We start from the raw sequence: 26877 nt of genomic DNA, 5'->3' as shown, positions 1-26877 counted from the left end.
CCGCGTGAAACGCACTGTCACATCCGCGCGAAACGCGCCATCACGAAGCAGTAGATGCCGTAGGCCGCCAACCCGAGACCGGCCAGGACGAGCAGAACCTGGCCGGCCGGCCATCCCGCGACCGTCTTGACCGCACCGTCGATACCGGTGGCCTTGGCCGGGTCGGCCGTCGCCGCCGCGATGATCACCAGCACGCCGGCGCCGGCGAGCACAAGTCCCTTGGCCGCATAACCGACGACGCCGGTCACCGTGAGCGCCGGGTTGTCGTCGATGGTGAGGTCGTCAAGGAACGACTTCGTGACGCCCTTGTAGATGTGATAGATACCGACGCCGATGATGACGAGTCCGACGATGATCAGAAGTCCTTTGCCGGCAACCGATTCCATCAGCCTGGCGCTCATCCCGGCGTTCTGGCTGCCACTGGACTGTCCATGGCCTGACGCGAATTGCGCTGCTGACCAAGCAAATCCGAGATAGACCACGGCCAGGGATGCGGCCTTGGCGCGATCGAGCCAGCCGTCGTCCTCACCGGGCTTCGGGTTGGCCGGATGCGGTCCGATGATCGTTTCGGCGATGCGCCACAACGCCATCGCGACGAAGGCGACGACCGCAGCCCACAACGCCATTCGCCCACCCGTCGACGACGCGAACAAACCCAACGCACCGGACTGATCGGCGTTTCCCGGATCGCCGAAGGCAAGTCGAACGACGATGTAGGCGATCAACAGATGCAACAACCCGCTCACCACGTGACCGGCGCGGGCCAGGGCCTCGAACTCGCCGCGCCCGGTCGCCTGCCGTACCGCGTCGGCCGGATTCTTGTCGATCATCTGCTGACTCCGTATACGTCGGGGTGCGGGAGGTCTAGGGTGGAAGGTGCTTGCAGCAGCGCCGAGCAGTCCTCATCCGCGTCATCTCGAGAGGCTTCTCATGATCATCCTCGGCGCCATCTGTCTGATCCTCGGACTCATCTTCGGTATCCCGATCCTATGGACCATCGGCATCATCCTGGTGGTGATCGGTCTGATCCTCGCGATCCTCGGTGCCACCGGCCGTGCGGTGGGCGGACGCGCCCACTACTTCTGACCGAGCCCGCGCCCCGAACTCCGAGACCCGAATCATGAAACCTTGCTGAAGGGATCGTGTTCGGCGATCAACTTGTCCACCCTCGCCTCGTCGAGTCGTGCCCGCACCGACGTCTGCTCCTGCCGGTCGCGCACCACCTTGGCGAGGGTGAACGTACTGGATGTGAGGAACAGCAAGGTGATTGCGAGAAAACCGCGCTGCCAGGCGTCGATCGGCAGATAGAAGACGCCGACGACGGCGGTCGCGAGGCTGACGCCGAAGGCGATCGCTGCCTGGAGGAAGAACGCTGCGGTGGTGGGGTTCTGGGGAATCTCTGAGGTTGCCATGCCGACAACGATCGCAACCGGTCCCGGTGGCGCCATGAGTAGATTCACGCGACCTTGCTGGGTGATTCGGCCAGGAGGTCACGTGCCCTTCTGCCACAACTCCTCGAGCGGCACCGGATGGCCGAGGATGTTGCCCACCGCCCGATGCCCCGACATCAGCGCTGCGGTCACCGTCGCCGGGTCGTCGGTCCACGTGGCCTCACCGGCGATGTGGAGCACGCCGTCGCCGACCGGGGTGGCGAGCACGTCGTGGTCGGCGGTCGTCGAGCCGACGGTCATATACGCATACGATCCCCGCGCGAACGGGTCGTCGCGCCACCGGGTGACGTCGACACGGATCGGTGTGCTCACGGCATCGCCGTAGATCTCGCGCAGTGCGTCGAGCACCGAATCGGCGATCCGACGGTCCGACCAGCCGCAGATCGCGCGGGCGCAGTCGGCGGCGGCAAAGGTCAGCAGCGTGGGCGTGCCGTGCAATGCGGACAGGTCGTAGAACGAATGCCACCAGCGACCGGCCGGCCCCTGCCGCCGGACCGCGTACACACCGTCATCCCAGAATCGGTGCTCGAAGCGTAGGAAGATCTTCTCGAAATCGTTCATCTCCAGCCGGTCGAGCGCACCGGCGAGTGGTTCGGGCAGCGGTGGATCGACGGTCAGATCACCCGACTTCAGCACCCCCACCGGCACGGTCAACACGACGTGATCGGCGGCGAACTCCCCGGCATCGGATGCCACGACGACACCCTCCGCCGACCACCGGACCCGCGTCACGATGTGGCCCAACCGCACGTCGAGCCCCTGCGCCAGCGCCGACGCCAGTCGGTCGTAGCCGTCGGGAAAGACCACCTCGTCGCCGAGGGTCTCGTCGTCGTCGAGACCGTGGGCATCGAGCTCGCCACTCTCCACGCCGTACTGCTCCTCGGTGCGGTGCGCCAAGAACTCCCGCACCCGCTCGGCGCGGCCGGGCGTCCAGTCGAGCCCGGCCAAGGTGTCCTCCACGGCGTCGCAGTAGGAGCGCCCCGGACCGGCCGAGCCGATGGCGTCCGACAGCAGCGCGTCGACGGTCTGTATGTCCTCGACGAACGCGGCGATCTGTGCGTCGCTCAGCCGGGAACCGTCGGGGCCGTAGTAGGCGGTCGGCCGACTCAGTGGCTGATAACTGCCCACGGTGAACTCGACGGTCCGCATACCGAACGCGCGGGCGGCGTCGAACAACGGGGCGTCGTCGATGCCGTGAATCCACGAGGCACCCCGATCGGTGACATATCCGTCGGAGCGGTCGGTGTGGGTGCGGCCACCGATCCGGTCGCGGGCCTCCAGCACGACGACGCTGTGGCCGTACCTGTGCAACAACCTGGCGGTGGTCAACCCGGCGACGCCGGCTCCGACGACGACGGTGTGTGGCGACGGTCGTGACATCTGACAGACGTTATCGTCCGGTGTGGGGCGTCGTGGCACAATCACACGTGCCGGGCCGTCGGGGGACGCGGAGGAGAGGTTGTGGACGACGAGAACGCGCTCACGGACGCGGCGCGAGAACTCGCAGCACGACTCCTGGCCTCTGATCCGAACCGGCTCCGCCACGTGACCCGCGTGGCCGCGCAGGCCACCCGGTATGCCCAAACCGTTGATCCGCGACGGCGCGATGCGTTGATCGCCGCCGCCTGGCTCCACGACATCGGCTACGTTCCCGCACTGCGCGACACCGGCTTTCATCCCGTCGACGGCGCACGGTATCTCCGCGCGCGGGGCTGGCCCGAAGAGGTGTGCGCTCTCGTCGCCCACCATTCCGGCGCGCGCTACATCGCGGCCGAACGCGGCATCGACGAAGCACTGAGCGACTTCACCTTCGTCGAGGACGAGGTGACCGACGCGCTGACGCTGGCCGACCAGACCTCCAGCCCGACCGGCCACGCCGTGATGGACGTCGAGGACCGGATGCGCGACATGCTGGACCGGCACGGCCCGGACTCGCCGCATCATCGCGCCCACCCGCACCGCGCACCGTACTTTCGCGCCGTACGCGAACGTGTGACGAGCCGGCTCGACGCCGGTGGTGCATAGCGCCGAATCCGCTCTAGCGCCGGGGCTTTGGGCGAGGGCGGACGTCGACGTCTGGTCGCTGATCGCCCCGGCCTACCGGCCCCACTCTCCGATCTGCTGCAGCGCACTGTCGATCTGGGCGATGCGGTCGGTGATGACCGGTAAGGTGCCGGCCTGTTCTCCGAAAGCCTCCTGCACTCTGTTGCGTGCGTGGTCGATTGTGATGGCCCACTGCTCATCAGCCTTCTGTTTGGTGAGCTGTGCATATTGCGAGAGCTGAGCCGCATACTGCGCTTTCGCGGCCGCCTTCGCACGCTCGTCATCGACGAAGCCGGCTACTTCCTGCAACAGCGGTAGTCCAGCCGCTGCGGCGGCAGCGTACTTGGGAGCGGACCACTCTGTGTCCGCGGGCAAAGCGGAACCGCGCGCCTTCAAGGTCTTCTGGCGGCTCAGCTTCGCGTAATCGGTCAGAGCACCGACAATCACCGGTCCCAGTCGTCCGGTGACCTTGGAGAAGATCGGGTCAGGACCCTGCGCCGCAGCGGTGGCGCCGACCGTTGCTTGTTGCAGAATGTCGGACAGATCTTGCCAATCGGGGCTGGCCTTCTCGGTTGTCTGGGCGAAGTCGACATCCTGCAGCAACAGATCGAGGCTCTGGGTCTGTTTCGCGTGCCACCGGTCCAGGACCTGAGTGAGAGCCGTGGTGACGGATGCCAGATCTGATTGGAGCTTCGTCAGGCGCGCAGACTCCTGATCGATCTCGCTGTCGAGCGCACTCGCCGCTGCTCTGCTGAGCGTGTTGAGTTGATCGTCCCAGAGTTCCAATTGCTTTGCGGCCCGGTCCGCTACGCCTTCCAGTGTCTTGAGATCTTGGCGCTCACCTGCGAGACCCTGGGCCACCTGCTTGGCAGCGATTGCCCAGAACCGTTTGACCGCAGCGTCTCTCAAGAAATCACGTCGGTCCTGTGTTATTGACGTCAGAGCGTCCTCCAGGGAAGCCATACCGTCCCACTCCCTGGACTCCTCCCAGGTGTCTGAATCGAGATCTCGATCAGGTCCACCGATCTGCTCAAAGTCCTGGGACACGACGAACACCGGAACACCAGGATCCAGTTTCAGGGAATCCCGAAGCTCGCGGGTCTTGCGTTCCGCGGCACCGCGGTACCCGTCGGGATCCGAGTCGAAAGGCACTCCAGCTTCGTCGAATCTGCCGATCACGAACCACAGCGTCCCCGGTGCCCATCCCACACTGATGAGATCGAGGAGGGCGTCGCGTTCGCCCGTCGCCAATTGAGGAGAGACCGTGATGACTGCGATATCCGTAGTGGTGACCGCATCGAACGCATCAGACGTGTTGGAGGTGGCGCGGGCATCATCTGCACCGATGGCCAGACCGGGTGTGTCCCGCACAATGTAGCCCCCGCAGTCAATCTGATTGACCGCAAACGTTTCGTGGCGCGCACTAATGGTCAACCACTCGGGAACGCTGACGCCACTATCGACGAGAATCCGTCGAATGAGACTACTCTTGCCCGTGTCGTATGACCCGAGGACAGTGACGATGGGCTTGGACTGTCTCGTGAACTCGGCAAGACCCTCGCGACACTTGGCCACGCTCTCGGCGTCTGATGACGAAAGAACCCATTGCTCAGCACTGTTGATGGTGGTCATTGTCGGCTTTCACTCGTGGCGGACGTAAGGTGCGGCTGCGATGCTTTCTGAAACAGAATCCAGTCGGTAGCGCATGGTGTCGATTTGCACGCCCGTGGCCTCGGTGAGGACATCGAGACGCTCGCGCAGTTCGCAGAGCAGCTCGGCAACTGGGGCGACCGAGTCGATGAGCCCGCTACTCCCGGTGATCATCGAGTCCTCGATTTCTTGTGCTTGCCGATCGATGAGCCGCCGCGCCTCAGACTTTTCCTTCGCCCAGGCTTTGTGCGCCGAATGATCTTGGTACATGGCCACACCGTCGGCAACCGCGCCTACCGCCATGAGGATGGGACCAGCTTTGGCGAAGCGTTTGCTCGCCTTGACCGCACCCCACGGCTTGAAATTAACACCCAGCTTTTTCGCGGCAGGATAGAGGTATTTGCGCTGACCGAGGAGCTTTGCCGCGTTCGCGGCGTACTTGCCGGCATCACCAACTACCTTTGGTGCGTTCGCAAACGCGGCGGACTGCGCGGAGGGTGCGGCGACAGCCGTCTGAACCCCGGCGGACCATTGTGCAAGTGCTGATCTTCTGCCGATAACAGAAGTCTGGGTGTCGGCCCAGACTGCCAGATCATCTGCCGCTCTTGATGTCACGTCGTCGATGCGCTGGTCAAAGCTTGGGTCTTCATGCCAACTGTTGACAGCCTTCGCCAGTGCGGCACGATCAATGGTGCCGAGATTCTCAATATCTTGCCGCGCGACGTCCGCACCTTCGTTTATGGCCCTGCGTAGATTCTCGCGAACCTCGTCCAGGAGCACCCGGAGGTCGCCCAACCCGTTGGCCACTGCCGACAGGTCGTCAGTTCGACGAGTGTTCTCGTCGCTCAACGCGTCGCTGTCTGCGGTCAGTAGGTCGCGATACGCAAGTAGTGACGACATGGTCGCATCTGCTTGTCCGAGAAGAGTCCCGGTCAACACCTCCGCGTCGGTCGCGTGAGTGAACATATCGATCAAGGCCTGCACGCCATCCCACTCACGATGCGCACTGAAGCTCTCGCGCGTCGCGGTGCGATCCCCACCCACGATTCCATACGGATCAGCCGCGACGATGTGAATCTGACCCCTGTCGATTTCCACGCCTTGTGAGGCAAGGGTGGAAATGAGTTCGGCTGCTTTCTGTTCCCGGAGGTTCACGAAGTCCGAGGGCGCAGCGACTGGATCGACTCCGAGCTCGTCTGCGCGATTGATCACGAAGAGCGTTCGACTTCGCCTGCTCGGCGAATTGTGTCCGCCGTCGATCAGAGTGCGGATCAGTTCCGCATCGCCGATGAGCAGGTTCACTTGCAGGACGACGACAACCAGAGAGGCTCCGCTGAGCGACTCTCGCGCAGTCAGATCATGTGCGCTCGACCCGGACTGCAGGCCCGGCGTGTCGATGAGCCGATATCGGCCCACCTGATATTCACGTGCGCCAGACGTTGTCGCAGACGCGCGGATCTCGATTTCTTGGTCGATGTGCTCACCGGCTTCGAAGAGAAGACGACGGATCAGCGTCGACTTTCCCGCACTGTAGTCACCGAGAATGACAACTCTCGGACTTGCGATAGCCGAATCGTCTCCACTGCCGTGTACGAACTGTGCGCAACGTTTGAGCCAAAGATCTACTGCGGTCTGATCTACAGGCGCCCAAGCTTCTTCGAGGAATCCGACAGATTTGCCAGTGCCGTAGTCGAACTGGCTGACTGCGAGAGAGGTCGACGGATCGATATGGTTGCGCGGCTGCCCCGTCAGTAGCCAGTCTTCGCCGAGCCATACCTCCGCGTCACGGCTGAATGTCCTCGCATTCTCGACCGCCGACGTGGCTCGCGCGAGCACATCGTCGGCGGTTGGACCACTGCTTCGAGCGGGCGCAATCCCCTTCACGAGGCTTTCTGCGGTGAGACTCTGCGAGTGAACCCGCTGGTGGCGGAGTGTCTGTTCCACATGCTGGCGCAGGACTGGGCCAGCGGTTGCCCAGCTATGTCTGAGGACCGCTTCGCGAAGACGGGTGTCGAGCTCATCGAAATATCCATTGACGGTGTCGCGAGCGTCGCGGAAAGCGGCAGCGCGAGTCAGTGCCTGTTGGCCTTGCGCATGGAGCAGGAGTTTGCCTCCAGCGAAGTCTCCCGCAGCACCGACTGCCAGGATTCCCCAACCCGCCGGGGTGAATCCGAGCACCGCACCAGCCGCCCCCGCTCCCTTTGCCGCGGCCTGGACAACCCGGGTCGCCCGGTATGAAAAGCGGCCGACAGCTTGGGTGCTGACAGTCGGTTGCTGTTCGGCACCGGCCTTTGTGTGATCGCCGGGTACCAAATCCAGCTGTCTTTGCAGAAAGGTTTCATACGATTTCCACGCCAGTTCCTCTGCGGCGTCGATGCGAGCTGCGTCGAAGATCGCGTCCCGAACCTGCTGGGATGAGAGTTTTGCGCCGTTCAGGATCTTCTCGGTCACTTTCTCAGCCCGCCGATGCGAATCGGCGCGAACTGCTCCCAACGCAGCGGTGATGATGCCACGGCTGTGACGCGCCAGGCTCCCCTCGGAAGCTTCGGTGAATTCGCCGCGAATCTGTTCGAGTTGAGAGAACGCGGGCTCGCTGTCACCGAGTAGCGCGTTGCGGTCGGGGCCGTCGGGATATCCGAGCACCCTGAGTAACGTGGCGAGACCGCGCTCACCGAGTCCGATCGCCGTCGCACTCTCGTTGCGTTCGTTGATGATCTGGTTCGCAAGTCTCTCCCGGAGTGCGCGCATGCCTGCGTAGAGGGAAGTAAGTCGCAGTTCCGTGCCGCCGCTGGTGATCGAAGCGGCAAGAAGATCCTCGAGCACCTCGAAGTTCGATGCGTCATGCAGGTAGGCGATTCCGAATTCACTTCGGTTCGCGTCGAAATCCTTGGCGGACTGGCCCTGAAACGGCGTTGCGGCTCGCGCGAAGAGCGCCCGCTGAGTGTTGATGGCCACCACCGGGGCACCGCCGAGACCAATACGCGCAAGCTCGGTTCTGATGTTGTTGACATGCTCACGGACCGACCGTGAATGACGTTCGCGCTCCGAGATCCGGCTGACCTTGGCCGAGTGCCGCCAGCGTCGATTCCGTACGTTGAGGACGGCGATGGCAGGCTTCCCGAAGGCTTGCACCCACTGGGCAACTTTCGTGAACTCGGAGGCCTGCTGGCTTTGGGTGTCGAAGCAGAGCAGGACCACGTCGGCGGACTCGACTGCTTTCCGTGCTGCTTCCTCCAGATCTGCGCGTCGGCGGGTCCGGCCCCATCCGTTGATTCCCGGTGTGTCCCACAGTCGGCAACCATTCCAGTCGACGGGGATGACGTCGGTGGTGAAGTCACTGACACCGGGAGATACTCCGCTGCCGTCGAGCTGCCCGAACGCAGACAGGAGCGTGCTCTTGCCGGCGCCGGTCCTGCCGAAGAACGCGATGTTGAAGGTCGACAGCTGCTCTCGCTGTCGATCAAGGAGCAGGTGGGAGTCGCGCACATAGGCGTCGAAGTGAGCTGTCAACTCAGGCGCCGTCAACGACTCGCCGAGGTCGCGAATGAGTGCCTTCGACTCGAGTTCCAGCTCGTCGAGGGCCACAGCGCCGGCAGCTGTGGCTGCTGCCACTGCATCTATCAGCGACGACTTGGTGTCGTCGGAGCGCGCTTCTGTCACGCCGCGATCGTATCGGGCGTATCCGACAAGTTGAACCGTCGATGGAACATCGACACACTCAATGCCATGCGATCGGCTCCCTCTGAGTCAGCATTTCGCGAATGACACACGTCTCGTCAGAACCGATTCCGCGCCTTTGACGTCGACCACCCGTGCAGCGAGAGTCCGGCGCGCCAGGCCTTCCGGGAGCGCCGCCGAGAACTTCAGCCCGCTGATCGCGGCGCGATCGACATCCGGCAGAGGACGGTGCGAGCTGCCCCGCACCGAAGCCAATACGCGCGCGATGTCGTCGACTCGCAGGTCCGAGTGCAACCGGATCGACTCTCCGCTGATCCTCTGACGCCCGGGCACCAGCTCTCGAGTCCAGGCGGCGAGAGTGCGGTTGGCTTTGGTTCCGGCCCACGTCCACCACCGCCAGTCGCCGCGCACATCTCGCTCAATGACCAGGTTGGCCGGGTGAACGTGCGCCGAGCGCTGCGCACGGTAACCATCGAGCGCCTCGACGGCACGGCGTGACAACGTCACTCCCGAGGGTGTCTCTCCCAGCAGCACGCTGCGCACGCCGCGAGTGATCTCGAACGACAATCCGTCCGGTATCGATTGCCAGCGTGCAGTGCCGTGGATATCGGTGCCCTCCACGTACACCTGCCGTCGCTTCCAGTCGATATGGGTCACCTTCCACGATCGACCACCCAACAGCAGTACACGAGGGCCCTCCGTCCGCTGGGTCAGAACCCCGACCTCCACCATCCCGATCTCGTTGCGGCCCTCGAAGACCCGGAACTCGGGAGCCGCGGTGAACACCGCGAGGAGCTCCAGGAAATGACGCCGCCCGAAGTGTCTTTCGGCTTCCAGTCCGATGAAGGCGCTGCCGGCATCGTGGTCGAGGAACCCCGTGCTGAGCAGGTGGTCGAAGATCTCGTCGCCGTCCTCACCGAACAGCGGTAGATCGGCCCACTGATGCTGCCACCCGACGAGCGGAAGCCGTCGGGTCTGCAAGGCCGCCGCGAGGATCTGCTGAGCAGCGATGTGGCGAGGCTCGGGAGTGGCCACCACGGGCTCCACCCAGCCGGTCGCCCAGCAGTGCAGCATTCCCAGCGTCTGCGCGAGTGAAGCATCGTCGAGGGCCAAGAACAGACAGTTGCGGGTGGTGCCGGGTCGTCGACCGGTCCGGCCGAGTCGCTGTAGGAACGATGAGACCGTCCGCGGTGAGTTGATCTGGATGACCCGGTCGAGATCACCGACGTCGATCCCGAGTTCCAGCGTTGACGTCGCGACGATGACGCAATCGCGGGCCTCGGCAAAGGCCGCTTCGGATTCGCGGCGCTGCTGCGCCGATAATGACGAATGCGAGATGAACGTGGTGATGCCGCGGCTTCGCAGTGCCGTCCCGAGTTCCTCGGCCAACCGACGTGAATCGACAAACACGAGCCGTTTCTCGCCACGATGTAGTCCCGCGATGACCGTGGCAGCGTTCTCGGCGCTGCCGACGGCATCGACGGTGATCTCAGCACCCACCGCGGCCGACGCCTCCGGTGCCACCACTCGCCCACCGTCTGCCGCCCCTCCGCGGAGCCATCGCAGCAGTTCGTCAGGGTTACCGACGGTAGCCGACATCCCGATCCGCTGCAGCCGCCGGCGGGGGGCATTCGGCCCACTCGCATCGCTGATCAAAGACTCCAGCCGGGCAAGCACCGCGAGGAGGTGCCACCCTCGGTCGTCTCCGGCGAAGGCGTGCACCTCGTCGACGATCACGGTTCGGACGTCACCCAAGAACTGTTGTGCATCAACGCTTTCTGAAACCAGCATCGATTCGAGGGATTCAGGTGTGGTGAGCAGGATATCGGGTCGGTCCCGGGTGATCCCGCGACGGGCTGCCTGCGACACGTCACCGTGCCACACCGACGCACTACGTCCCACCCACGCGGCGTAATCGGCGAGACGTGGGCCCAGATTGTTCAGCAGCGCCTTCAACGGGCACACATACAGCACCGACGTCCCGGCCCACCGGTGCTCCTGCATCCGCGTAAGTACCGGGAACACCGCTGCCTCGGTCTTGCCGCCGGCCGTCGGAGCGAGCAACAGCGCGTCCCCACCTCCGACGATGGCGGGAATGGATTCCTCCTGCAGCGGCCGAAGACCAGGCCAGCCAAGGGTATTGACGATGTGATGCTGGATCGCCGGGTCGAGGGACTCAAATCCGCTCATCGGCTACAACTCGATGTCGTCGGGCGATGCCGCGGCGCGTTCGGTATCGGTGAGTTCGCTGCCCGAGACCGTCAGCGCGTAGTCGCGCCGAGGATCGAAGTCGGCGTGTAGGTCCACCCGGTCGAGGACGTCGACGACGAGCTTCTTGACGAAAAGTCGCGGCGCCACCCCCACCTGCCCGCCCAACTTTCCTGCCAGCGCTCGTGCGAGATCCCCGATGTAGGCATCATCGACCACGGCCCGGATGCGCGTCGGGTCTCCGGCGCCGTCGGCGTACACCTCACGGACCCGGGTACCGACCTCGACGAGCCGGTCAATATCGAAGTTGCGCAACCGGATCTGTGGTGCGCGCGGATTGTCGAAGCGCGGGTCGGTGGTGAAATCGGTCGCCAGACGCTGTGCGAGCGGCGGCAGGGACTGCACACCCATCCGGCCGTCGAAGAACGCCGGAGTGCCGGTGATCAGCAAGTACAGGCCGGGGTAGCGCCCGGAGTCGAGCTCGTCGATCCACTGTCGCAACGCATTCAGCGCCTTTGCCCGGCTGTCGGAGCGCATGCGCTGGATGGTCTCTACCTCATCGATCACCAGGACCAGCCCAGGATGCCTGGCGCCCTTGAGTACCGCGAGCAGACCCTGCAAGAAGCCCATCGCCAAGAAGTGGTCGACGTCTTGGCGGACTCCGGCGGCGCGTTTTGCTGTGGCGGCCACGTGGGGCTGGCCGCCGAGCCAGGCGATCAACGCATCGGCGGTGACCGCGTCACCCGACTCCACCGCGCTGCGGTATGCACGTAACACCATGGGGTATACCGGTGCTGCAGTGGCCACCGCCGCGAGTCGCTGTTCGAGCAGCGCGCCGACTTCGTCCGCGGTCGGTACATCGCCGGCTACCAAGGCAGCGGCGTCATTCTCGATCTCGAACAGCCACGCATCGATGACGGACCGGAATGCCGATGGCGCGAAGGCCGATGTCCGAAGCGATTCCGTGGTCCGCCGATACACCGTCTCCAGCTTGTGCAGCGGTGTCTCCAACTCGCTGACCTGTACCTCGGCGACAGCGAGGCCCTGTCGTATCGCCCGCTGCTCCACCCATCGGGCGAAAAAGGTCTTACCCGAGCCGTATTCGCCGCGCACTGCCTTGAAGACCGACCCGCCGGCCGCCACTGCCGCGATCTCGTCATCGATCGTCGGAGCAAAGGAATCGATACCGACGGCCAGTACGTCGAGGTTGCCCGATGGCACACTGCCCTGGCGCAACGCGGTCAAGATCTCACGGCGCCGCACGGGTGACAGACCGGTCGGAGCCGGCCCGTTCGGAGACGACCCACTCATGGGCTCACCCCGAACTGCTCGAACAGTAATGCCGAAGAAATCGTCACGTCGTCACCGTGTTGCGCGATCACCGACACACCGTCGATGTTGAACACCTGGCTCAGGTGCGCGACCGCCCCACGGGCCTGTGCCGGACGCAGTCCGAGGATCTCGGCCACCCTGCTCATCGGCAGCACGCCGTTGGCCGCCTGAGATTCCCGGAGCAGCGACCCCACCGACTGGTGCGTGAGCGTACGACCGAACTGCTTGAACTGACTGAGGAACAGTCCGCTGGTGAGAAGTCGACCGATCGGATCGAATGCCGCGTCGGCGACCGCATCATCCGCCGTTGAGCCCGCAGGGGTTTCACCGACGTCGAAGAGTGATTCCTGTCCCGAGGTCGGAGCAGGCTTCGCGTTCTTGGCCGGTCGCTTCGCCGGCGCAGGAGCTGGTGACGGCGTGACCGGCGCGGGCAGCGGAGTCGGCGCGGCATCATCGAGATCCCACCATGACGGGGGAGCGAAACCCGAGGGAACCAGCGGCAGTGACGAGCGAATGGCACCGTTGACCAGAATCGAGACCGGGATACTCACCTCCGAGAGGGCTGCCCCGCCGTGATATCCGGCCTTGAGCCCGGTGTAGCGAAGTTGCTCATCGACGGCGAGGACGGCGCGATGATCGTCGGTGAGTACGCGTTCTCCGTCGACGAGCATCTCGCCATCTGCTGCAGGTGTTCCCGACGCCCCGCGGTAACGTGCCGAGATCTGATCTCCGCGTTGCACACTGGGCTGCTCACGACGCTCCACCACATGGCCGTGGTCGCTGACGAGCACCACCGTCCGGCCGACGGCGGCCGCCTCGGTCAACAGCGCGTCGAGGTGTTTGAACGACGAAACCGTCCACGAGGACCCGATCGGATCGGACCGATCCAGCGCGTCGTCGATGTCGTTGAGAACACACGCAACCACTGTGCGGCTGGCGGTGTCCTGTACGGCTTGGCGAACGTCGAGCGCCAACGAGTGTCCCTTCGATACCGCGTCGAGGTCGGCCTTGTGGAACAGCACTTGCCCCTGGCCGCGTAATCCTCGCTGCTGCAACCAGTCCGCGAAGCCCGACCGTTCGCGATCTTGACTTCCGGCTGCAAGGGCGCCGGTCAACAACGAGCACCGCGAGAACCTGGTGACGCTCGGGAGCACCGACAGCGCAGTGAGCGGGCCGTCGTCGTCGGCGCGGATGCAGTCCTGCCATTGCGGACGCCGGTGCCGGGTGGCATCGGTCACGACGTCGTTGGCGGACGCGACGTCCATACCGTCGGCGACGATGAGGAGCACCGGCGAGCGGGACGGTTCGCTGCCGCCGAGTCCGGCGCCGGTGGCGCCATGATCGCGTGCCGTGAGTGGCAGAACCACGGCGTCGAGGATGTCCTCGGCGTAGAGCGGTGCACCCGAACCGGATTCGCGGTGCACGCCGGCGGCTGCCAGACGTGTCGCGAACTCGCGATCCATCTGCGCGCGTCGCGTGCGGACTGCTCCGAGGAGTTGGTGAACGGCGTGTGCGAGTCGCGGGTTGTCGGCACCGATGTGGGCACGATTGACCGCACTGTCGACCCACGACCAATCGGTGCGGTACCGAGTCAGCCATTCCGACAGTGTCGCGGGGTGTTGCCACGGTTCGACCAATCGGCGGATCAAGCGCAACGCCGCAGCCCCCACCGGAACGTCTCGGGGGGCGGTGGCTGCATCGTGATCGCGGTGTGCGCGCACGGCGGCCCACGCATTGTCGACCGGGGTGAGATCCACCGGGTTCACATCCGCAGCGGTGTCACCCCCTACGGCGTGCTGTGTCGCAATGGCCAACCGGCTTGCGAACGCTGCGATACGCACCACGAGCGCCGACGGCAGAACATCGGAGCGAGCCACCAGCGGCTCGGCGTGGAGTTCGGTGACCAACGCTTCGGCCGCGGTGAGCGCCGGTCCGGGATCGTGGGCGCCGGCCACCGCCAGGGTCGCCACCGCGCCCCACGCGGCGAGCTGCGATTCGGACAGGACGACGTCGTCCACCTTCATCTCCAGCCGAGTGCGAATACGCGGGATCGATTCGGCCGCATCCTCATCGGGCTGCGGTGTGCCGGCGACCACGCCGGCGATCAGACCGAGCGGCACGATCGATGCCGGTCCTTGGCGCCGCCATGCCGACATCAACATCGGCCCCAGCTCGCCGAGCTGCCGGGTGAGCCAAAGGAGGTACCGCTCGACGAGCGCCGGATGCGCATGCTCCGCCCACGCCGTGTAGCGCTGCGTCGCCACCGGATCCATCGACCACCGGGCCACGTGATGGGGGGTCATGTTGGCACGGGCGAGGTCGAACTTCCGCTGGCCGAGCTCGGTGAAGACGTGGTCGTCGGTCAGCACCCCGCCGGGCGCCGGGGTGGGCTTTTCGCCGATCTCCCGGAGCATCGCCCGAGCGATCTCTGTCTGGTCGCCCAAGAGACCGAACTCTTGCTTGGATGCAGCAAAAACGTTGCGCAACAAGGGGAACGGATCGAGGTTGCGGAGTCGGCCGGTCACCAGGTGCTCGGCGATTCCCGCGGGAATCTCCGTGGACGGCCGGTCGGTGAGAATCACCAGCCAATCGGTCTCGGTACGCCGTCGCAGCACGTCACGGATGGCGAGCACACTGGAAGCGGTGGTGATCAGTACTCGCGTCCCGGCATGGGCGAGTTCCGCGGGACCCGCCCAGTGCGGGACTGCCGCCACCGCAACCACGCCGGGGCGGTAGTTCTTGCCCGAAAGTTCACCGATCACGCCCTTGATCGACGCGAGATCAGCCTCCGGCAAACCCGTTGCAGTGGTCATCGCGCCGCAGTGGCTCCGGTCGACTCGGTGACGGTCACCGTGAAAGTGGTACCGGGATGAGCGGCCAAGAGCTCAGCGAGCTTGCGTTCCACGGTCGAGAAGCCTGACGGATCGGACACCTCCATCTGGAAGGCTCGCGGACCCGGCGGCGGTGGTGGTGGAGTGGGCTGCGGATCGTCGACGACCGCGGGTCGCTGGCTCAATCGCCGATCGACCCACGCGTCGCGACGCTGGCCGACTCTCGCCAGAGCGGCAACCAGCGGAATCGTGAGCTCGTGGCTGACGAGTGCGTCGTCGAGTTCTGCGACGATACTCGCTGCGTCTCGCCCGTCCTCCGTCTCGGACTCGGTGCCGGCGCATGTCAACAGCGGTTCGAGCCTACGGAAGGTGAAGGCCTCGACGGCATCGGCAACGGCACCTTCTGTTCCGAGCGCCCTACTGGCCTGTACATCGGTGGCACCGCCGAGATCGGCATCGGCAACACGGGCCACGATCTCGAGGTTGTTGAGCGTGGCCAACTCCGGCGCGAAGAGCCCGTCGAGTGCTGTTGCCGTGGACAACCGGGCACCACCGTCCAGATGCCGCGCGGAGTAGGCCTTCTCGAGTGCACGCGCGAGACGGGTACGACGCACTGCTCGCTCGGAGGCGTACGCTCGCACATCCCCGGCGAATGCCGCGACATTCGACGGAGTGAGGAAGTCGTTGACCCGTCGGCCGGTGAGTGTGGTCCAGCGAGCAATGGCCGAGACCCACACCTGCCGATCGGGCAGTTGCTCGATCCGCAGCGCCAGCCCACGCCGCCGGAAGTCACCGAGAGCAGGCTCGGCGACGGCTGATCCGTGCAGAAACCACGACCGCCGTGTCTGCGCTGCCCACGCGCCGGTGATCAGGTCGATGACGTCGTCGGTGAGGCCGCGCCGGGGACCGGAGGTGACGATCGCGGTCCGTACCGCCTCCACCGGTACCTCGGAGTCCGATGCCGCACCCGACTCGTCCGTCGACACACCGGCGCGACCCAGCTCCTGAGTGATGCGTGTGCGCCAGCCGGCGAACTGATCGGCTGAGAAGATCAGGTGGGTTTCGCTTGTCTTGGCCAGCCCCAGCGGGCTGACGATGCGCCGCACGGTCTGGATATCACTGCGATCCAACGCCAGTCGACCTTCGGGATCGGATTGGGCCTCCCGCAACCGGTCCAGCGTCATCGACAACTCTTTGCGGGTGATCAGCTTGTCGGCCGGGGTGAAATCCGGATGATCGGGATACAGGGCGGTGAATGCATCGGCGATCAGTCGGTCGACAGCCTCACCGAGGGTGGTGCCGATCGGCGGCTGCGCCACGAAGCCCTCGTGCAGCGACCGCAACGGCGGCTGATCGGCGAACAACGCCGCGTCGGCGCCCGCTGTCGACGCCACACCGTAATAGACCTGGATGGCCGAGCCGAGCTGGCTCCGCAGCTGCGACTGCTGTTGCTGCAGAATCGATCGCGCGGCCGGACGGTCGGCCTCGGCCAGCTCGTTGGCGAAGCTCGCCCACCTGTCGCCGGCGAGAACGTAGTTGAGGATCACCAGCCGACCGAGTTGACGGGTGATCTTCTCGGGGAAGAACGCCGGCGTCCAGCAGATGGTGAACCGGTCGGTGGCCGTGCGCATGAGTGCGTCGATGCGATCGTGATCTTCGGCGGTGGTGTGTCCGGCCTCGTCGAAGGGGAGGTCGACGATCATCCGCAGCACTCCCTCGCGGGACGGCCGGAATGCCTCATCGGAGAGGTAACCGTGGTCGCGGATGTTGCCGAACACCACTTCCACGTCACGGCTGGTGGCCCGCCAGGTGACGGTCCGTAGGTAGGCACCGTCGACGGTCTGTTGGGCGCCGGCCACGCCGAAGTACTCACTGAGCAACTCGCGCATCAGTTTTCGACGTTCACCATCGGTGTCGTTCTCGCGGCCGCGTTCGATGATCCGCTCGTAGTCCACCGATTCCAGGGTCACCGAGAAGATCGGGTTGGCGTCGCCGGAGACGGTGACCTCGGGGACGTCGGCTGCCCACCGCCGAACCTTGGTGACGATCTGGCCCACCTGATCGCCGGGTACCAGGCTGATGATGCTGCCGTGATTGAGTGACGCGAGCCGTGAGGCGTCGATCTGCTTGAGCGCGGGCACATTCGGCGCGAGCGCCGACATCAGCAGTGTCTTGGCGATCCGGATGTCGGCGCGCAAGCCGGCGGGAACGTCGGCGTCGGCGGTATCGGGGTCGACGCCGGCCTGCGTGAATAGTAACGGGCGAAGCTTCTCGAACCACAGGGTGCGCGCCGTCTTGAAGCTCTGGGCGACGGCGTCGTTGATCGGAGTGCTTCCGGCGCTGTCGATGATGTAGTCGAACGCCTCACCCACCGGGATCACGTTCTCCACGGTGAGCCGGTCGGCGTTGTCCTCCAGCATCTGCTTCATCACCTTGAGCGCAGTACGTTCGCGTTGCATCACCCCGGAGAGGCTGCGCAGCGTCGCGATGAGCGCCGGCGAGAACGGGTAGGTGAGGGTGAACGCGGCGGAATCCGAGCCGCGGTGCACATCATCGGTGTTGACCCCGTCGAGCAGCACGTCCCACACCTTGGGGTTGCGGTCGATGGCTGCGAAGGCGGCGTCGAGCCATTGCTGAGCCTGTGCGTCCCGCACCTTCAACAGTCGCTTGTGGGCGATGTACGGCAGGTTCTCGTCGCCGAGAACCACATTCGCGAAACGTCCGGCCTGGTGTCGGATGGCTTGTTCGGCTGCCTGCTGGGTGGCGCCCGAGTCGGTACCGGTGGCCACCCATCGGGTGAGATCAAACTGCCGGGCCACAAACGAGATCACCGGGAGCGCAAGGCGCCCCCGGCTGGTCTCGACGAGCTTTGTCAGCTTCTGGACCTCGCCGTTGAAGCGCTCCCGCTCGGAGATGATGAACGACAGCCAGAGCATCAGCTCGTCGAGCAGCAGCACCACGCCCTGGTAGCCGAGCCCCTGCGCGTGCGAGGCGATCACCGCAAGGCCGTCCTCGAGTGGTAGCCAATCGGTGTTGCGCGAGTAACTGGTGAAGTACGTGCCGATCAGGGCCTGCTGTAGCCGCGCGCGCGCGGCCGGGTCGGCGTCGGCCGCACTCGCCTGCGCGTATGTCTCGGCGTTCCACACTCCCACCGACACATTGGCCTTACCCCAGTCGACGGTTGCTCCGGTAGAGGCGGAGGAGCCGTTGAGCGTGGCAAAGAACTTCTCGTCGCCGTCGGCGGCCCGTCGATTGTCGGCGTCGGTGAACAGTCCGCCGGCCGAGTGCAGCACCGGCGGTGCGGTGTCGGGGTGTAGGGTGGCGATCTGCTGCAGGTACTGGCTGAACAGTGCGGACTCGACGGTCTCGGCTCCGAGGAAGTGAAAGGTCAAGCGCAGCAGCTTCTTCTGCTCGATAGCCGAGTGCTTGACGATGATCGGCTGGAGTTCGGGCACGGCGAGTGCCTGCGGGGCGTGTCCGAGGATGGCGTACAACACGGCCATGAAGTGCGATTTACCGGAACCGAAAGACCCGTCGAGAAATGCCGCCTTGTTCTCTCCGGTGCGCAGCCCCTCGTCGACCACCCCGAGGGCGACGTCGAACGCCTCGGCCAACGCCGGCGTGACCACATAGGAGTCGATGGTCTGCGTGAGTTGCGCGTCGCCCACCGAGTCCGACAGCTTGAGGACGTAATCGTTGCGTCCCGCGGATTCGGTGATGTCGAAGACCTCACGCAGGGTGTGCGCGGGCCCGGAAGCGGTTCCTGGGAACATCATTGACCTGCCTTCGTCTTTCGGCCACGAACCGGTGCGGGTGCGCGCCACTGCCCGAGTTCGCTGACCGGCACCCCGACCGTCTGTGACTTCTCCTGCAACTGGCTAGTGAGGTACTCGTGCAAGTCGATGCCCAGGTTCGGGTCGACTCCGCTGTGCCATTGCTTGACCCACGGCAGCAACTCGGCGATGCCGGCGACGATCGGCACGAGCTTCTCGCGCTCGATGCCCTCGGACTCACGCATGGCGTAGATCGCGGCGAGTGCCACACCCTGCTGCGCGTGATCCCATCCAGCCCAACCGAGCAGCGGAGTCGGGTCGGTTTCGCGTCCGGCGTCGGGGTAGAGAATGAATCGCTCCTTGGGCACGTCGAGCTTGCCTCGATGCGACCAGTACGCGGTCTTACGGAAGTCCGCGGTGGTGTACTTCGGTGGGACCGGGATGTCGGTCGCGGAGATCACACCAGCATCCTCGTCGCGCTGCATGTCCCAGACGCGTTCCCACTCAGCCCGTTTGCGCAGTCCGGAGTCTTTGTAGCGGTATGCCGCCAGATAGGGCACCGCCTGATCGTCGAGCAACTTCACCAGAGTTTCGGTGACCGGCGCATCTTTGTATCCGGCCCACAGGTCGAGTCCCTGCACGAACTCTGCGTCACGCCCGAGTGCCCCGGCCAGCTCACCCACCGACTGTGGTTGCGGCAGGCCCTGCGCATTGACCCACAGCTGCGGCTGCTCGATCTTGTCGAGCAACCAATCCCGCAGCGCACGCTGCAGTTTGGTGTCCCACGATTCGCCGGCCCATCGACGCTTGTACTCAGGCCGCTCCAGCAGCCGGATGTACGGGTTGTTCTCAATGGCGTCGAGACGACGCTGCACGAGGTTGCGGTAGTCCTGCGGCCAGTGGGAGGGGATCTCGGTGATCGGAGTCGAGCCGTGTCGTTCAAACCATGCGGTCTCGACCTCCCCTGCCGCCATCCGACGGGCCAGAGCGATCTCGAAGGCGCGCTCGCCGAGCGCGAGGCCGGGGCCCGGATTGCCTTCGGGGGGGTTCAGGTTTTGGTCGATCAGGCCGTAGAGCTGGTAGACCTCCCAGTCGAGGTTCTCCTGATCGCGAATCATGCTGGCGCGGATGGCCGCGCTCTGCTCCCGCGCGGCGTTCAGGGCTTCTCGGGAGGGGCCATTAGCCGCGAGCGTTGCCGCAGGTTCAACCCGAGCAGCGCCGAGCGCAAGATCATCGAGGTCCGACGCGGAGAACCCTGGCAAACCTTCCGGCAGGGGAAAGTCGAGCAGGGTAGTTACGTTGAACTGGTAAGTACGGGCCCACGCATGACTGGCGGCACCGCCCTTCGCTTTCGTCTTTTGTTTGAGCCAAAACAGCGCGGTCGAGCTGTTTAGCACTCCGAGCAATCCGAAGTGATCTTCCTCAGTTGAACTCTCCGGCAGTTTGATTACAGGTGCAGTACGATTGAACACCTTGCCACCGCGGTCGAGAACGAAATGATTGTGGCTCTCTATTTCGGCGAAGGTGATGGTCAACGGTGACCTAAATCTGTTCCTGAAGAACATTGAATACTCGAACCATTCCAAGCCCCGTTCAATCTGAGTGCTCCCATAAGCCACTCGCCCACTGAGAATAGTTCTTACCGGCCACAGAAATCGCTGAATGTTAGGGTCTTTTAACGCACTGAGCGTTTGCAGGTGGTATGGCCAAATGCTCTCGATAAGATCGTTGAGGTTCCAGTCCCGGACATCCTCTCCCAGGACCATAGGGCGTCGCTGATCCGCCGGAATCCCCGCACGACGAAGGGTTCCCAACCCCACCATATATGCTGAATCCTCGCGAGTGACCGCACCAAAGCCAACCTCTTCGACAATCTCAGACAATAACCGACCAGCATGCGCGTCGACGGCCGCCATCAATTCGACCGCACCACCACCCGCCAGACTCCACGGATGTTGCGAGAGGTTCACGCGCGGTAAATCAACAACCGAGATCCACTGATCTTCGAACCCCGGTTCGTCGACGTGTTCGACAATCGACTCCCAGTAGGGCCCGTAGCCACCTTCTCCTACATCCTCCGGAACTTCCCGGACACCCATGCTCTGAACTGTCCGCACCACCGTTGAAACCGGTGCTCGGTTTCGGCCAATGAGGATCACGGTCGGGGTTCCATCCATATTGTGCCCTGGTATCCAGGCACCTTCGGAATCGACTACGCTCGTCAAGTCGAGCTGTGGGAAAAAATCTTCGATCAGAGGTATCCCGTACCTCCTTTTCATGAAAGCGTTTGACGTTATCTGGCCGACCCAACCGGGTCGGTCGCTGCGCTTGGCCAGTGCAAAGAATCGCTCCATGAACGGCACCGTCAACGCGTACGCGCCCTTGCAGTGGCTGTAGATTTCCCGGTACCGCGCGTTGAGCGCCTTGTCGCCGACGGTGATGTACGGCGGGTTGCCGACCACCACGTCGTACTGCCCCAGTGTCAGCAACGACTGCAACCTTTCACGGTCTTCGGTGGAGTACGCGAATCCGCTTGCTACAGCATCTTTGTCGACGAAGCCGCCTGCTGGGTCGAAGGCATGTTGTCCATCGCGTTCAGGACCGAACAACAGCGAGTCCCCGGTCGCGAGATTCAACGTGTACTTCGGGACGTTCACCAGATCGCGATCGCCGGAGGCTTTCATGGCCGCCACGATCAGCCGGAACTTGGCGATGGCAACGGCGAACGGGTTGATGTCGACGCCGTGCACCGACGCCAAGGCTTTGTCGGCCCGAGCCCTCGGCTCCATTCCGGGCGCGGCTTCTTCCCATCTCTGCACCAGGCGTGTGAACGCACCGAGGAGGAAGTGGCCGGACCCGCAGGTCGGGTCGATGAGCGTGAACCCTTCCAGCGGTCGCTCTTTCAACGCGGGCTCCATCGTGCGGTCGAGGATGAACTCCTCGACGAACTCCGGTGTCTGGAGGAGCGCGTACTTCTTCTTCGCGTAGTCGGAGAGATCCTGATACAGGTCACCCAGGAAGCGGGTCGAGAGTTCCGGATCGGCGAAACTCCATCGAAGCGCGCCGTCGTCATCGGTGCGGCGCCAATAGGCGAGAAGCTGCTCGATCGCGTATGACGACGGTGCGATGAGACCGATCGCGGCGTGGTCGTCCACCAAGGACGCGGTACCCGGGTTGGCGCGAAGCGCCGCGAATCCCTGCTCAAGCCACTCGCGATACGAGCGGGTGCCCTGCTCGGCGCCGCGCTCTTCACGGTAGAACTGGTCTTCCGCGTCGAGTGCACGTTGCCGGAGTGCTGGTGTGGGTCCGGCGATCCACACCGCGGTCGGTCCGAGCAGCAGATTGTCTTCGCAGAAACGCACAAATACCGATGTGAGGAGCCAGCCGACGGCGGCCTGTACGAGGTGGTCCTCAACGAAGTCGGTCCACGAGGCGGCGGTGCGTTCCTGTGTACGTGCCTGTTGGTGTTCGGACTTCCACGCGGCGGTGAGATCGGCGTCGGCGTCGAGTTCTGCGCGCATGTCCTCGACCAGCAACGCCAACTGTGGCTTGAGGTCTGCCGTCAGCTGCGATCCTGCGATGGTGGCGAGGGACATGGCAGTGCGGCTCCTTGGTGGTGACTGTTGCTGTGCGGGTGCTGGTTACGGGGCGGCGTCGGCGGGTGCGATCAGCGCTCCGACGTCGTCGTCGGTGAGCGGAATGAACTGTTCGGGGCTATTGAGTGGAAGCGCCACGCCGTCGACAAGTGGCCCGGCACCGCCGGTCGTGTGCGGCTGCGGGATCATCGCCCACACCGAGTGCGGCGGAGGTGCAGCCAGATCGGTCCAGGCGCTGACGATGTTGAGCTGACCGTAGGCCGCCAGGGTTGACAGATCGGTGAGAACCACGGGGCCGTTGGCTGCGGCCACCACGTCGATGATCGCGGGAGCACATTGGGCGACAAACCCTTTCAAGCCCTCGCGATCGGCAGTCGCGCCGGCGTCGGCGGCGAGGATCATCGACCAGTCCAGCCCGACCTCGGCGGCGCGGGCGCGCATCGCGTCGAGGATGACGTCGGTGACGTTGATACGCGTGGCCGCAAAACGCTCGCTCAATGCTTCGGCGACCGCGTCGCTGTGGCCTATGGGAACCCCCAGCGCGCGGAACCGGCGCTCACCGCCCCCCCGCTCACCAGCACCCAGTGCACTGAGAACGTCCGAGCGTGGGCCGACCACTTTGTTGGGGTGGGGTGTGCGGGTCCGATAGGTCGGGATGGTCGAACCCTTCGGCTCGTCCGTTCTCGGGAATCGGTAACGGGCACTGGGCTCGTCCCACACCATTCCGGGAGCAACCGTGGCCACCACTGCGTCAAGTGCCGGGCGCCGCGGCAACGCACCCCGCAGCGCCGGGAACCGGGCGAGGAGACGAGTCTCGAGTTCAGCTCGGCCGAAAGTGTCGGTGTCGGAGAGTCCTTGCAGCACTGCGCGCAACGCTGACTCCACCGGCAGTGACGCCGAATGCAGCTCATTCCGCGAGGAGAGTCCCAGCTCCGGTGACGAGGTGACCGCAATCGCCAGCAGAACATGCGGGGGAATCTCCACCTCGCTCTGCTGCGCAATGCCCAGCGCTGCCGCCACCTCGTCTTTGAGCTCGGGTGCCGCATCGGTGGACGGCACCAGCGTGGTGCCCTGCTCCTGTGCTTCGGCGACAAGGCGCTCGGCCCGGCGCGCAAGCATCGCCGGCAACCGGCGATCGATTGCGGCGGTCGCCAGCATCGCCACCGTTCCCGCACCCTGGCGACGGACCATCTCGATGCCGGTCGGCTGGGCGTCGGCGGCGGTGGTGTCCTCGACAGTCGGCTTGGGCGCGCAGGCGAGGACGAACCGGAGTACGCCCAACGCGGTGCGCCCGACGTCGTGCAGATCACCGATCTGCATCTGTCCCACCAGTTCTCGGGCGATGAGCTCTGGCGTGGAGGCGCCGCCGGATGCGGTCAGCAACGTCTGCGCTCGCTGGTAGAGGTCGTCGACGGTGGCCTTGACGCGCCCGGTGACGAATGCGCGGACCGGATCGTCGGTCGACAGCAGTGCCGGGAACTCGCTGAAGATCTGCGAGATCCGGGCCGGAGTGAGGTGGACCCGGAGCGCGAGTTCGTTGAAGGTGACGAACGGATCGTCGGGTGCGTCCTCGTGAGTCCCGAGCAGCATCTCGAGTACCTGGCGCCGCATCACCGACGGGCGTCGGCCGGCGAGCTCGGTGAGGGCGCTCACGAACTCCGGCAGCGAGGTGAACGCCGGCTGCATGGAGACGTCGTCCGGCGCATCGATGACGATCACGGGTGCCGGATATGCCTTCGCGCCCTGAGGCTTTACGGGCGTGGGATCGGTGGTCGGTGCCGGGCTGCGCGCGTCGAACACCGCTCGCCACGCATCGCGCATCGCTGCTGCGGTGTCGTGACGGGTACGTGCCTCGCGAGCGAGTGCCGTCCGGAAGAACGCGGCCAGCGCGTCGGCGCGGGTCTGGCTGAGTCCGGCGTCGATGAACGACTCGACGTCGATGGTCACGTCATTGGTGATCGACGTCGGATCGGACTGGCCATCGCCGTAGACCGGAGTGGTGCCGGTGGCCATCTCGTACAGCACCACCGCGGCCGAATACCGCTCGGCCGCGGAATCGAACGCTGTTCTTGTACCCATGCCCAGAAACGGATCGCGGTAGGTCGGTGTGCCGGCCTCGGTCTCCGTCACGCCGGCCCGCGACAGCGAGAAGTCGAACAGTGCGAGGGACGTCCTGGGGCGCTTGGTCTTTCCGGCGGACGCGTGCTTGGCCAGCCCGAGATTCGACGGTTTGATGTCACGGTGGGCTATCCCGGCGGCGTCGAGGGCGACCACGGTGTCGAGGAGTTGGGTACCCCACAGTTTCAGCTGAGCGTCACTGACTGCGGTGTGCCGGACGATGTCGGAGAGGGTTTGTTCGCCGCAGTCGCTGAGCAGCAACGCGGTTCGGCCACCGATGTGCAGGGGCGGCTCGAGTAATTCCACCACGCCGGGGACTTTGGGAGTCAGTTCTCCCAGCGCGGTCAACACCTCGGCTTCCTCGTACAGCCGTGCCGTCTTGGAGTCGTCGAGGCCCACCTTGAGGACGCGGTGTTCGCCGTCGGCAGCGTTGTCGGCCACGAGGATGCCGCGAGCGGTGGAACCCGCTCCGAGGACCTTGAGCACGATGAACCTGCCGTCAGCGAGTTCGTCGTCGGGTTGGGGGTTCAGAGGGTCCGTGCGCACCTCGGGATCCGGGCCGCTATCGCTCTTGTATTCCTGCAGCGCCGAGCGGAACTCGGCCGCGCCGAATCGGGGCTGCTGGGTCTTGGCGTCGAGGTCGACGCGTTCGGAGACCGATGGTCGGGTGGCGTGCAGGACGAGTGAGCGCAATCGTTCGTCGACGAACCGGCCGTCCACGGCTGCGAGGTCGAGACCGTTCTGTGCGCGCAGGCGGGTCCGCAGGTCGGTGCGATCGCGCGCCGGTGGCTCGCCACTGAGCACGAAGTAGGCCAGTGCCCCCAACGAGAACAGGTCGACCGCCATCCGGTCCGCGGTCGGCGACCAGCGATCCTCAGGTGCCTGATAGACGTCGTCATCACTGGTGGTTCCAGCGATCTGCGAACCGGCCAGAGTGGGTGACGCGGACGTGGTCGCATGGATTCGGCCTGCCCACGACCAGTCCGCGAGCCGAATCTGGATCGCGCCCGAATCATCGAGGCAGCTGGTGTTGATCAGGACCGTGCTCGGCGACAGGCCACGGTTGGAGACCTGGTTGCGGTGCGCGTAGGCCAGTGCCTCGGCCACCTGTGTCAAGACCTCGAGCTGCTGCTCGGCGGTCAGCGTGCGCGTGAGCAGCGCCAGATCCAACGGCGCGAAGTCGTCGAGCTTCTCGTAGACGAGAACGGCGTTGCCGTCGTCGTCGGTGGCCAGATCCAGCGGCGGAACGATCGACTCCTGCCGCAACGACCGGATCAGTTCGTACTCCCGCTGGATGCGGCGCCGGGCCGCTGCGCGAGCCTGTGCCGGTGCACCGCGACGAGTGGTGACGATCCGCGCGCGACCGTGCACGCCGGTCACCTTGTGGACCACATCGAAGTCCTGCCAGTCGTCGCCGCTGTCGAGGGTCTCACCGGTCAGCGTCCACGATCCGGCGTCACGCTCGGTACGTCGCGTCGCACCGAGTTCGCGTAGAGCGAGGGCGATGATGACGCTCATGTCCTCGCCGTACACGTCCCGGCCCTCGTTCGGTGGCTCCAGCAGGCGTGCAGCGATCCCGGGTAAGCCGGTCTGGCTCTCGCGCCCGTCGATACCGAAGAGGTTGGACTTCGCGAGATCGGAGAGATTCACAGCGAAGCGATCGCCGTGGAAGTACACCTCTTCTTGGATGAACGGGAACTGGCGCATCACCTTGTCGACGTTCAGGTGATGCTCCTGTGCGACCTTGCGCACCTCGTCCTTGAGTCGTGAGGCCAGCTTCTGGGCCTTGTGACGAGTGGTCAGGAGCGCCGACCGCTGGGTGCGGCTCTGCCGATTACTGCCGGTGAGAATCCAGTTCTTCTCGTTGCCGCTCAGGACGCCGTTCCAGCTCTTGAGCTCGACCATGTGCAACCGCCGGCGGCCCAGGATCAGGGCGTCGATCTCATTCCAGCCGCCGTGATTGTCCATGAACTCGAAGTTGGTCCACGCACGGTACGGCGAAGCGCTCGGGACGATCTCACGCAGCAGGCGCAGACCCTCGGTTTCGTGGGCGAACGCCGACGTGGACACCTCGATCCACCGGTCGTCCGCCACTCGTCACCCACCTACTACGTTCCGTCACAGCTGCAGGTACCGAGGCTATCAATCAGGCGCCGATACCGGGCGGGGTCGGTCGGTCGGAGGAATCGCCGTTCGC

Annotated in this window: 13 protein-coding genes; 2 read left to right on the top strand and 11 right to left on the bottom strand. The window is 64.9% G+C overall.

Annotation, left to right across the window (positions count from 1 at the left end):
• Nucleotides 1–17 precede the first annotated feature (17 nt).
• On the bottom strand, nt 18–830 hold the full coding sequence (locus GOPIP_RS06490) for a DUF1206 domain-containing protein (protein ID WP_006368791.1): 813 nt from the start codon (nt 828–830) through the stop codon (nt 18–20).
• Between the two features lie 100 nt (nt 831–930).
• On the opposite strand from GOPIP_RS06490, the gene GOPIP_RS28560 reads away from it, so the two are divergent.
• Nucleotides 931–1086, top strand: a complete 156-nt coding sequence (locus tag GOPIP_RS28560) for a DUF6131 family protein (RefSeq protein ID WP_006368790.1) — start codon at nt 931–933, stop codon at nt 1084–1086.
• A gap of 32 nt (nt 1087–1118) precedes the next feature.
• Here GOPIP_RS28560 and GOPIP_RS06485 read toward each other — a convergent pair whose 3' ends face one another.
• Together GOPIP_RS06485 and GOPIP_RS06480 are read right to left on the bottom strand one after the other, a co-directional pair.
• On the bottom strand, nt 1119–1412 hold the full coding sequence (locus GOPIP_RS06485; RefSeq protein ID WP_035727355.1) for a YiaA/YiaB family inner membrane protein: 294 nt from the start codon (nt 1410–1412) through the stop codon (nt 1119–1121).
• 78 nt (nt 1413–1490) lie between these two features.
• Nucleotides 1491–2831: a flavin monoamine oxidase family protein gene (locus GOPIP_RS06480; protein ID WP_006368788.1), complete on the bottom strand. Its 1341-nt coding sequence runs from the start codon at nt 2829–2831 to the stop codon at nt 1491–1493.
• 81 nt (nt 2832–2912) lie between these two features.
• Here GOPIP_RS06480 and GOPIP_RS06475 point away from each other — a divergent pair, with 81 nt between their 5' ends.
• Nucleotides 2913–3476, top strand: a complete 564-nt coding sequence (locus GOPIP_RS06475) for an HD domain-containing protein (RefSeq protein ID WP_006368787.1) — start codon at nt 2913–2915, stop codon at nt 3474–3476.
• A 72-nt stretch (nt 3477–3548) separates the two neighbouring features.
• Here GOPIP_RS06475 and GOPIP_RS06470 read toward each other — a convergent pair whose 3' ends face one another.
• The 8 genes from GOPIP_RS06470 to GOPIP_RS06435 all read right to left on the bottom strand — a co-directional run bounded on the left by GOPIP_RS06470 (nt 3549) and on the right by GOPIP_RS06435 (nt 26774).
• The gene (locus GOPIP_RS06470; RefSeq protein WP_006368786.1) at nt 3549–5126 is read right to left on the bottom strand and encodes a GTPase; all 1578 of its coding nucleotides are present in this window, start codon (nt 5124–5126) and stop codon (nt 3549–3551) included.
• Between the two features lie 9 nt (nt 5127–5135).
• A complete protein-coding gene (locus GOPIP_RS06465) occupies nt 5136–8804 on the bottom strand; it encodes a GTPase (RefSeq protein ID WP_006368785.1) in 3669 nt (1222 codons plus the stop codon).
• 87 nt (nt 8805–8891) lie between these two features.
• Nucleotides 8892–11012 (bottom strand): DEAD/DEAH box helicase, encoded by a 2121-nt coding sequence (locus GOPIP_RS06460; RefSeq protein WP_006368784.1) that lies wholly within the window; start codon nt 11010–11012, stop codon nt 8892–8894.
• 3 nt (nt 11013–11015) lie between these two features.
• Complete coding sequence (brxD, locus tag GOPIP_RS06455) at nt 11016–12341, bottom strand: BREX system ATP-binding protein BrxD (RefSeq protein WP_006368783.1); 1326 nt, start codon at nt 12339–12341, stop codon at nt 11016–11018.
• The gene (gene pglZ / locus GOPIP_RS06450) at nt 12338–15175 is read right to left on the bottom strand and encodes a BREX-2 system phosphatase PglZ (protein ID WP_006368782.1); all 2838 of its coding nucleotides are present in this window, start codon (nt 15173–15175) and stop codon (nt 12338–12340) included. Before pglZ ends, brxD begins: the two co-directional genes overlap by 4 nt.
• Entirely contained in the window at nt 15172–18969 is a 3798-nt protein-coding gene (locus GOPIP_RS06445) for a DUF6079 family protein (RefSeq protein ID WP_020173080.1), read from the bottom strand. Before GOPIP_RS06445 ends, pglZ begins: the two co-directional genes overlap by 4 nt.
• Nucleotides 18966–22562 (bottom strand): BREX-2 system adenine-specific DNA-methyltransferase PglX, encoded by a 3597-nt coding sequence (gene pglX, locus GOPIP_RS06440; protein WP_006368779.1) that lies wholly within the window; start codon nt 22560–22562, stop codon nt 18966–18968. Before pglX ends, GOPIP_RS06445 begins: the two co-directional genes overlap by 4 nt.
• Before the next feature lie 45 nt (nt 22563–22607).
• Entirely contained in the window at nt 22608–26774 is a 4167-nt protein-coding gene (locus GOPIP_RS06435) for a protein kinase domain-containing protein (RefSeq protein WP_006368777.1), read from the bottom strand.
• Between the last annotated feature and the right edge of the window lie 103 nt (nt 26775–26877).

Origin of the sequence: Gordonia polyisoprenivorans NBRC 16320 = JCM 10675, assembly GCF_000241325.1 — a bacterium.
Taxonomy (GTDB): Bacteria; Actinomycetota; Actinomycetes; order Mycobacteriales; family Mycobacteriaceae; genus Gordonia; species Gordonia polyisoprenivorans.
This window is presented reverse-complemented; position numbering and strand designations above follow the sequence as displayed.